A 3,801-nucleotide genomic window follows, 5' to 3' on the forward strand; every position below is an offset into this window, starting at 1 on the left:
GTTTCTAACCTGCTGTTAGCACCTGGGTCTATATCAATACTGTATGCACAAAATGAAATAGTCCATTTCATCACGGCGGTTTCTGGTGTTTCATGGTCAGACATGAATAGTCCTTTCAACATTTCTGATGCACCTGCGGGTGCTGCGGTAGCCAAACTTAGCGCAGCACTACTGGCTTGCAGCAGCCAGCTACGGCGTTGTGAATTGACGGGTATGATGGCTTGGTCTGGTTTAACCCATTTCATGATGACGTCCCCAGGTGATTGGCGTGGGATAGCGCGCCCACATACCGGTTTTGTTATCGTTGGCAGACACATGCAGATAGGCATGGCGGAATGCCTTAGCGCGCTCTGTGCCCAGCTGTGCATTCAATTCCCAATTGATACGGGTGGGCTTGCCCGGTTTGAACGCGTGCTCTTGCACCAGCTGACGTAAAGCAGTCTGTATCTCTGCAACGGCAGGGGTTTGTGCGATCATATTTAATTGTTCGCTATAGCGGCTTACGGTATAGCGCTCTGCCATATCGACCATTAATGCAAGCGCGACCTTGTAATAATCACCGCTGATACTGCGTTGATGCCGATACGGATGCCAGGTACTGGCTTTTTTATCTGATCCCTGATACCAGCCTTGTTGATACACAAAATCCTGCGATCCTTGGGTTGTGCCCTGATCCGGATGCCAGCCAGGTGGCACCAGATCCCTGACTTCAATCTCACTTTTGTTTGCATCGCAGACATAGCCACCACCCACGTCGGAATGGGCACCCGGCATGCCCAGCTCAAACCCCATGGGTACGCTGAGATTGTTGATGCTGACCGTGGCTTTAAGCGCACTGTCTATCGTCGTGTCTGAAAAACACAGGCGGTATTCATCCAGAGCAATCAAATGAAACACGCTGCGTGCACTGTCTGCACTAAATCGTAAACCCAGGTCATTCACATCATTGTTATAAGCGATGCCTTCGGAAGACACGGTATCGAATAGCCCCACAAAATTCACCACGACCTGAACCTGGCTCCACTTATCAGTAAAATGCCTGGCGATCTCATGCTGATCGCGTAGCAAATGGGCGAAATGCCGCGCGGTAGCAGCGCCCCGGCTAAAGCCGTATAGATTCAGTTCCAAGATAGCGGGGGGCCCCTGGTCCCCACGGGTTTTTTTCACTTCGTCAATCAGTGGTTGAAAGGCAGATTGTGCGCGAGTCTGAATACCAGTTTCACCGGTGCCTAAGGCATAACCAGCCATCGCATCGCCTTCAAACTTGGTCGTTCCCATGCCCTCAATGTAGACACCAATATCTGAATTTTCTCTTTCAGTACCGATAACTTCCCACATCCGCGCCACATTCGACAGCGCATTGTCATAGCTGGTATCTTCACCGCCATATTTTGCCCGGGTCGCCGCATCTGCTTTTTCTACGTTGTAGTAGTTATTGCGTGTGCCATCAAAAAACAGATTGGCCTGGATTTTATCGACCTGCACGATATGTTCGGTATCGTCGCCTGGCGTGGTGCCAGTTATGCTGTTGTACAGTCCTTGTTCCATGGTCTTCCTCTCAAGATCCGGTATGGTCTGGCTGCCTGGTGGCTGCTTTGATTTCCAGGTTTGCGCTCTGATTACCGCTGCCTACCCGTTGTGCGCAACCAGAGGTATCGGTCACGCCATTGACGATGCGTCCGGAAGCAGTCTGAATGCGGTAAGCAAAATGCGCTACCGGACGACCCGCCATATCCTGCAAAACAAACATTTCGTTATAGGGCGTGGATTCCGGCAAACTCTTAACCGGCAAATGCTGTGGCCCGGTCGTTGTATGTGTCGCCGCGTGGCCGGTGTAGCGGCCGCTGCTGCCTTGTTCGATACCGGTGGCGCTCCATTTTTTGTAGCTGCCGCCGCCGTTGATGACGACTTCCTGACGGGCGCTCAGTTGTATCGTTTCTGCACTATGGCTGAGGTCGAGTTTGGCGAGCAGGTTCACGCTGTTTTGCAGCGCCTGAATTTCGATATCGGCCTGGGCAGAGATCAGGCGGATATCGAATTTTTTAGCAAACAGCCGTATCGCCTTACGCGCACTCGCAAGCACGCTGTGGCCGCTGCTGAGGCTGATGTGCTGTTCGGCGCTGATCGCGTGTTGGGCTGCGCTGTGTTGCTGGGTGCTGCCAGCGGTGGTGCTGGCGATGCCGCTTGGACTGGTGAGCAGGATGTGGGGCTGGCTGAATTCGGGGAAGTGGTTTTTGGTTTGATTTTGGTTTTGACTTGTGTTGTTTGCCTTGTTCGCTGTGCCTGCGATTTCTGCACTTTGTTGTTCGAGGTCTTGTGCGACCTGAGGCTGATCGCTTGCTTCTTGCGCTCCGGCTTGATGGGCGGCGTCGGCCAGACTGGCGTGTAAATTGTGCGCGTGCTGCAGCCGTTGTGCGCTTTCGTTCAGGCTGGTGTGGTGGTTTTGTGCCTGGGGTCTTGCTTCGCTGCTGATCAGGAGGCCGTCTTTGGCACGGACAGCGCCGTGGCCGTCGGTACGTAGTTCAAAGCCTTGGCCGCGTGGGTCTTGCCGTCCACGGTTGTTGTCGATGCGGGTGATGTGTCCGAGGCTGAGCTGGCTGTGTTGGTGGTCGCTTTTAAGTTGGAGCTGGATTTGTTGGGCGGTGTCGTCGAGGATCAGGTGATTGCTGCGACCGGCACTGGCATTGCCTCCACCCTCGGTGAGTTCGCGGCTGCGCAGGCCGGTCAGGGCTTGCTGACTCGGTAGCTGCCAGGGCGGCAGGTTGTTTTGAATGTGCAGGCTGCCGCTGCAAACCGGTTGATCGGGGTCGCCACCGATAAAGCTGATCAGGACTTCCTGGCCGATGCGCGGTATGCTGAGTTGACCAAGCTGATTACCGGCCCAGGCTTGCGTGACGCGTACCCAGCAACTGCTGTTGTGATTGCGTTTGCCATAGCGGTCCCAGGGGAACTGGATTTTAATGCGACCGTAGACGTCGGTGTAGAGGTTGTTAGCAGCGGTGTCAGGATCAGGGCCGGTCACACGTGCGACTTCGGGGCCTAGGCTGCGTGGCTTGGCTTGTGTCAGTGCGGGACGCAATATGCAGTTACTGGGCTGGACGTGGAAGTCGGTTTGGATTTGCCAGAGGCCGGTTTGGCGATTTGTGTCTACATTCAGCACATGATGCTGCAGATTGTTCTGCAGATTGTTCTGCACATCGCGCTGCGTATCTTCACTCACATTTTGTAGCGTAAATGTGGTGTGCAGAATCAGGTATTCGATATTCGCTGCGGCTTGCGGATAGTCAGTGAGCGTAAAATTCATGCCCGGTGCCAGGCCGCGTAAATAGGCGCTGCCGGTTGCGCGCTGGCCGTGCTGACGCCGTTCTTGCAGACGGATTCTGGCCAGGTAATCGCCTTGCGGTTCAGTCTGATTAAGCGCATTGTCACTGCCTGCATTCGGCTGACTGTAATTACTGCCTGCATTCGCATCGCGCCATAAATACACTTCCTGGTTCGCATGGCCGGTAGGGCGAGCATCGCTGAAACCCGCATCCAGACTGGCTTCTGGCCGGGTGTAGTCGTAGTCGCGGCTGGCGACGCTGCCGCTGGTGAGGCGATGTTCGGGACTGAAGGCGTGGATGTAATCGCGGTCGGTCTTGTGACCTGGTGGGTAGTAAGGCAGTGTGACGTAAGCCGCAGAGGCGGTGTGAAATGCGGCATTGTGATCGGACAGGATGAGCCGGTGTACGCCTGCGCTATGCTCGAAATGGTAGTTGATGCCCCATTCCTGCATCAGCCTCACAACAAACTCCAGATCGG

Annotated in this window: 3 protein-coding genes; all 3 read right to left on the reverse strand. The window is 54.7% G+C overall.

All coding sequences use genetic code 11. The annotated features are described in order from the left end of the window. Positions 1-245, reverse strand: a 245-nt coding sequence (locus H8K43_RS18635; protein ID WP_186905251.1) for a hypothetical protein, incomplete at its 3' end; no start/stop codon positions are given. Next, positions 232-1,548, reverse strand: coding sequence for a phospholipase effector Tle1 domain-containing protein (locus H8K43_RS18640; RefSeq protein WP_186905252.1), 1,317 nt, complete (start codon positions 1,546-1,548; stop codon positions 232-234). The genes H8K43_RS18640 and H8K43_RS18635, both read right to left, overlap by 14 nt. 10 nt (positions 1,549-1,558) lie before the next feature. Further along, positions 1,559-3,801 (reverse strand): type VI secretion system Vgr family protein (locus H8K43_RS18645; RefSeq protein WP_186905253.1); only part of this gene is annotated, 2,243 nt, incomplete at its 5' end.

Source organism: Cognatundibacterium curvum, from assembly GCF_014284235.1.
Lineage (GTDB): Bacteria > Pseudomonadota > Gammaproteobacteria > Burkholderiales > Burkholderiaceae_D > Undibacterium > Undibacterium curvum.

Bases quoted from the DNA above. Each gene is read 5' to 3' on its own strand.
- H8K43_RS18640 (WP_186905252.1), bottom strand. From the start codon at position 1,548: ATGGAACAAGGACTGTACAACAGCATAACTGGCACCACGCCAGGCGAC.